General features: G+C 71.6%; 6 protein-coding genes. 3 read left to right on the top strand and 3 right to left on the bottom strand.

Going from position 1 to position 5,447, the window contains the following annotated elements; genetic code table 11:
• The first annotated feature begins 96 nt into the window (after nucleotides 1–96).
• Nucleotides 97–366, top strand: coding sequence for a hypothetical protein (locus AOK01_RS43905; protein ID WP_157871663.1), 270 nt, complete (start codon nucleotides 97–99; stop codon nucleotides 364–366).
• 87 nt (nucleotides 367–453) lie between these two features.
• Nucleotides 454–630 (top strand): hypothetical protein, encoded by a 177-nt coding sequence (locus AOK01_RS43910; RefSeq protein WP_157871664.1) that lies wholly within the window; start codon nucleotides 454–456, stop codon nucleotides 628–630.
• Between the two features lie 124 nt (nucleotides 631–754).
• On the opposite strand, the gene AOK01_RS38970 is transcribed toward AOK01_RS43910, so the two are convergent.
• The 3 genes from AOK01_RS38970 to AOK01_RS38980 all read right to left on the bottom strand — a co-directional run bounded on the left by AOK01_RS38970 (nucleotide 755) and on the right by AOK01_RS38980 (nucleotide 3,859).
• Nucleotides 755–1,768 (bottom strand): 3-oxoacyl-ACP reductase, encoded by a 1,014-nt coding sequence (locus tag AOK01_RS38970; RefSeq protein ID WP_055520231.1) that lies wholly within the window; start codon nucleotides 1,766–1,768, stop codon nucleotides 755–757.
• Between the two features lie 66 nt (nucleotides 1,769–1,834).
• A complete protein-coding gene (locus AOK01_RS38975; RefSeq protein WP_055520235.1) occupies nucleotides 1,835–2,911 on the bottom strand; it encodes a Zn-dependent alcohol dehydrogenase in 1,077 nt (358 codons plus the stop codon).
• 81 nt (nucleotides 2,912–2,992) lie between these two features.
• A complete protein-coding gene (locus AOK01_RS38980) occupies nucleotides 2,993–3,859 on the bottom strand; it encodes a MaoC/PaaZ C-terminal domain-containing protein (protein WP_055520237.1) in 867 nt (288 codons plus the stop codon).
• 405 nt (nucleotides 3,860–4,264) lie between these two features.
• Between AOK01_RS38980 and AOK01_RS38985 the strand changes: the two genes are divergently transcribed.
• Nucleotides 4,265–5,447, top strand: a 1,183-nt coding sequence (locus tag AOK01_RS38985) for a sensor histidine kinase (RefSeq protein ID WP_079104099.1), incomplete at its 3' end; no start/stop codon positions are given.

Genomic DNA, 5,447 nt, shown 5'->3' on the forward strand with positions numbered 1-5,447 from the left:
GGTCCGGGTCCGGGTCCCGGTTCCGGTTCCGGTCCTGCGTACGGCCCCGCGAGTACGCATGGTGCGGGGCCCGTGAGTACGCAAGGTGCGGGCCTCGTGACCACTCAAGGCTCGGGCTGGACGAGTACGCAGGGCTCGGGCTCGGCCCCGGCCCCGGCGGCAGAGGGAGGCACCGTCGTCGCGCCGCCCGCCGAAAGCATTCGCCAGTCACCTCCCACGGCGCCCGAGCCGTTGGAACCGTTGGAGCCGTTGGATCCCCTGTGTGTCGAGCAGGTCAGTGCCGAGGCACCGGCGGCCTTCCGGACGCTCCGGGTGGGCGCCGGGACCGCCCCGTCTCTCACTCCCCTCGAAGTGACCACCGAGTAGCCCCAACCACCCCTCAGGGCGGTCACAACCGACCGATAGAATCTCCGGCGCTGTACAGAAGGATCTTGTTGACGGGGTGAATTTCACATGAGCGACGCGCACACCATGGAGACATCGGCCGCCGACCTGCGGAGGACGTCGGCGCAAGCCGACGACGACGGTGGCCAGGGCCGGCACCGGGGGCCCGTCTCCGCACAGGAGGACGGGGCAACGCCCCGTGGACGGCACCGCAGGCCGGCCGAACAGAACGGCACAGGGGTCTGATCACATCTCGGGCCGCACCACTGGACGGCCCCGCCCGACACTCGTCGGGCGGGGCCGTTCCGCGTGTGACGGCTGTACCGCGTGTGGCCGTGCCCGCTCGGTCAGGCCGGTCGCGTCCCCGGTGTCACTCGTGTTTGAGGCCCAGTACCTCCGCCGCCGCGAACGTCTCCCCCGCCGGCCGGTCCGCGTAGTGGGGCGTGAGCAGCGCGTCCAGTTCGCCGTAGGTGAAGGCGTCCTGCTTGGTGTCGAACTTCGCGGCCACCCGCGGCCGTTCGACGACCGCGACCATGCCGCCGTGCACTACGAGGAGCTGGCCGTTGACGCGTGCCGCCGCCGGGGACGCCAAGTAGCCGACGAGCGGAGCGACATGCTCGGGGGCGAGCGGGTCGAGTGCGGCGTCCGCACCACCGAGGCCACCGGGGCCCGCGGAACCGCCGAGACCCGCGAAGACGTCCGCCGTCATACGGGTCCGGGCGCGCGGGCAGATTACGTTCGCCGTGACGCCGTACTTCGCGAGCGCCAGTGCCGTCGAGGTCGTCAGGCCGACGATTCCGCCCTTCGCGGCGGCGTAGTTGGGCTGTCCCGCTGAGCCCGCGAGGAACGCCTCCGAGGAGGTGTTCACGATCCGCCCGTACACCGGCGCGCCCGCAGCCTTGGACCGCGCCCGCCAGTGCGCGGACGCGAAGTGGGTGGTGTTGAAGTGGCCCTTCAGATGGACCCGGATCACGGAGTCCCAGTCGTCCTCGGACATCGAGAAGACCATCCGGTCGCGCAGGATGCCCGCGTTGTTGACGAGGATATCGAGCTGTCCGAACTCCGCGACCGCCAACTCGACGAGCGCACCCGCCTGTTCGTGGTCGGCCACGTCGCCGGTGTGCGCTGCCGCGCGACCGCCCGCCGCCCGGATCTCGGCGGCGACCTCCTCGGCGGGCGCGGCCGACGCGTCGCCGGAGCCGTCCCGGCCGGGCTGCCCGAAGTCGTTGACGACGACGGCGGCACCGAGCCGGGCGAGTTCCAGCGCCTCCGCCCGGCCCAGGCCGCGGCCCGCACCGGTGACGATCGCGGACCGCCCTTCAAGAGGCCCTGCCGAGGGCCCTCCCAGTGGCCCTTCCAGTGGCCCTTCTCGTGGCAGAGACATCAAGGTCCTTTCGCTGGAGGCCGGTCGGACAGACATCGGACAGACATCACATCGGACAGACAGAGGTCACATCTCGATGCACGTGCGCAGCGAGACGCCCGTACGCATCTGGTCGAGCGCCTCGTTGATGTCGCCCAGCGGTACCCGGTGCGTGATCAGGCCCTCCAGGTCGATGCGCCCGGCGCGCCACAGGGCGATGGTCCGCTCGTAGGACCGCAGGACGTCTCCTCCGCCGTACATGGACGGCAGGATCCGCTTCTCGTCGAAGAACAGCTCGAACATGTTGAGCTGGAGGAAGTCGTCCATGGCGCCCGCGCCGACGACGACCAGCGTGCCGCCGCGGCGGGTGTTGTCGTACGCCGTGCGGGCGGTGGCGGAGCGGCCGACGACCTCGAAGACGTAGTCGAAACCCTCGCCCGCGGTCACCGACTGCTTGGCGTCGGGGAGTTCGTCGGGCGAGAGCGCCCTGGTGGCGCCGAACTTCAGCGCGGCCTCGCGACGCGAGCGGACGGGGTCGACGGCGACGATCTCCGCGGCGCCCTTGAGCCGGGCACCCTGGATCGCGGAGATGCCGACGCCTCCGCAGCCGATGACGGCGACCGACGAACCGGCCTCCACATCGGCGGTGTTGAGGGCGGCACCGAGCCCCGTGGTGACTCCGCAGCCGATGAGGGCGGCGATGTCGAAGGGCACGTCGTCCGGGATCGGCACGGCGCAGCCCGCGTCGACGACGACCTCCTCGGTGAAGGTCCCGGTGCCCGCGAAGCCGAACACGTCGCCGCCGGGGCGCTTGAAGTTGGGCGTGCCGGCGTTCATGAACCCGGCGAGACACAGCTCGGTCTGGCCGCGCTTGCAGGCGGGACAGTCGCCGCAGGCGGGCAGCCAGCAGACGACGACCCGGTCACCGGGCTTGACGCTCGTGACGCCCTCGCCGACCTCCAGGACCTCGCCGGCGCCTTCGTGTCCGGGGATGAACGGCGCGGGCTGCGGCAGTACCCCTGCCATCGCCGAGAGGTCGGAGTGGCACAGGCCGGTGGCCCGCACCCGGATCCGCACCCGGCCGGGCCCGAAGCCCGTCGCCTCGACGTCGTCGACTATCTCCAGCTTGTCCTGGCCGATCTCGTGCAGTACGGCTGCGCGCATGGTGCGGCTCCCCTCGGAGGCTCGGAAAGGCGGGAAAACGCTCGGAAATGCCTGGAAACGCTTGAAACGTGACTACGGCACTCAGCCGTGCTTGCCGTGTTCGACGACCGTGTCGGTGAGGACCGGGGCGTCGTCCCGGTCGGCCGCGCCCACCGTCACCCGGACCGTGCCGTCCCCCTGCCACATGCGGATGCGCAGGGTCTCCCCCGGGTACACCACCCCGGCGAAGCGCGTGGCATAGGAGCGGACCCGGCCGACGTCACCGCCGAGCACGGTGTCCACGACCGCCTTCAGCGTCATCCCGTACGTGCATAGCCCGTGCAGGATCGGGCGGTCGAAGCCGGCGAGCTTGGCGAACTCGGGGTCGGCATGCAGCGGGTTCCAGTCGCCGGAGAGCCGGTACAGGAGTGCCTGGTCCGCACGGATCGCGCGCTCGACCGTCCGGTCCGGCGGGCCGGTCGGCGGTTCGGGACGGACGGAGGGGCCCCGGTCGCCGCCGAAGCCGCCTTCGCCGCGTACGAAGATCTGCGCGTCGTTGGTCCAGAGCGGGCCCTGGTCGTCGGCGACATCGGTGCGTACGACGAGGACGGCGGCCTTGCCCTTGTCGTACACGGCCGCGATGCGGGCGGTGGCGACGGCCTCGCCCGCGACCGGGATCGGCCGGTGCAGCGCGACGCTCTGACCCCCGTGCAGGACATGGGCGAGGTCGACGTCGATGCCGGGCATGGAGAGGCCGCCGATCACACCTGGGGAGCCCGCGCCCGCGACGGTCGCGAAACTCGGCAGCACGTGCAGCCTGGACTCCAGGGTGTAGCGCAGTTCGTCGGGGTCGGTCGCGGGGATGCCGGCGCCGAGGCCGAGGTGGTAGAGCTGGACGTCCTTGTGGTCCCAGGCGATCCCGGCGGACCGGGGCTCGGCCGCGAGGGCCTGGGCAACGTCGATGGGCATGGGGCTCCTGACTGCCGGGCGGGAAGACCCCGGCGCGGCCGTCCGCACCGTCGGCCGCACCGAGGTCGACTCTGGGCCGGGGAACCCGCCCGTTCCTAGAACGCGTTCCAGTCCGGCGATCCCCTGTATAGCCGAGCCCCGGGCACATGTGAAGGCTCCTGACGTCATGTCAGATGCGGCGCGGCGGGGCCCGACCGTGACATTTGTCCTGCCCCGGTCCGTACATCGCGCATCTGCCGCGCCCACCCACCGCCTCGTAGCGTCACACCCATGACGAAGACGGGGACGATGACGGGGACGGCTCGGAGCCGTGCTCGTGCTGACCGGTTGGCTGCCGGCCTGCGGCTCGTACGCTGTTGTCGCGTACCGCAGTACCGCGCGGGCCGTCGAACGGGGGTCGAAGACATGTCCTGGTTGCGAAGGGCCGGCTGCCGGATGTCGGCGTGGCAGGAGACGCAGACCCCGTGGAAGACCGAGCGGATCGAACAGGCGGAGCGGGACGAGCAGGCCGAGCGGGACGAGCAGGCCGAGCACGCCGCGGTCGGTGCCGGTCAGCCGGCCGTGTGCGGGAACGAAAACGGGACCGGGAACGGGAACGGGAACGGTAGCGGGAAGCTCCCGGAGCAGGTGGGGCCGCCGCCGAGCGGCTTCGCCCTGCTGCCCTGGCTGCTGCTGGGGATGGGGGCCTTCTCCAACCTCTTCCAGGGCAAGACCTCGAACCCGTGGATCGGCGGCATCGGCCTTCTCCTCTTCAACTCCCTCTACATCCAGGTGGTGTTCCGCGCCTTCAGCAAGAAGGCCCGCGAGGCCCGTTCCACCCGGGGCGCGCTGATCGCGCTGGGCGTGGTGACCTGCTTCCTCGGCGGCCTGTACGGCGGCAGCTGGCTCCTCTTCTTCCCGCTGCTCGGTCTGGCCGCGGGCGCGGTCGTCCGGGGGCGGTGGCTCGGCGGGACCGGCCTCGGGCTGAGCGTGCTCGCGGGTGTCGTGGCCGGTCTGCGGGACGGGTGGGGCGCGGTGAGCGTCGCGTACGGCACGTTCCTGTCCACGATGGTGACCGCGGCGATCCTGTCCCTGTCGGATGCCGTACGTGAACTGCGCGCCGCACGTGAGGAGTTGGCCCGCCGTGCCGTCGAGAAGGAACGCCTGCGGTTCTCCCGTGACCTGCACGACCTGCTCGGGCACACGCTCTCCGTCATCGTCGTGAAGTCGGAGGCGGCCCGGCGGATCGCCCACCGGGACCTGGACGCGGCCCTCGTGCAGGTCTCCGACATCGAGTCGGTCGGCCGGCAGGCCCTGACGGAGATCCGCGAGGCGGTGACGGGCTACCGCGAGGGCAGTCTGGCCACGGATCTCGACCGGGCTCGCTCCGCTCTTCTGGCGGCGGGTATCCAGCCCGTCGTCCGGCAGTCGGGGCCGCCGCTGTCCGCCCATGCCGAAGTGCTGCTCGGCTGGGTCGTCCGCGAGGCCGTCACCAACGCCGTACGCCACAGTGGTGCCGGGCGCTGTGAGATCGCGGTGGACGGGTCCTCGGAGCGGGTCCGTGCGCGCATCTCGGACGACGGCGCGGGGATTGTTGTCGGTGGGGGTG

The organism is Streptomyces aurantiacus (assembly GCF_001418335.1).
GTDB lineage: Bacteria > Actinomycetota > Actinomycetes > Streptomycetales > Streptomycetaceae > Streptomyces > Streptomyces aurantiacus.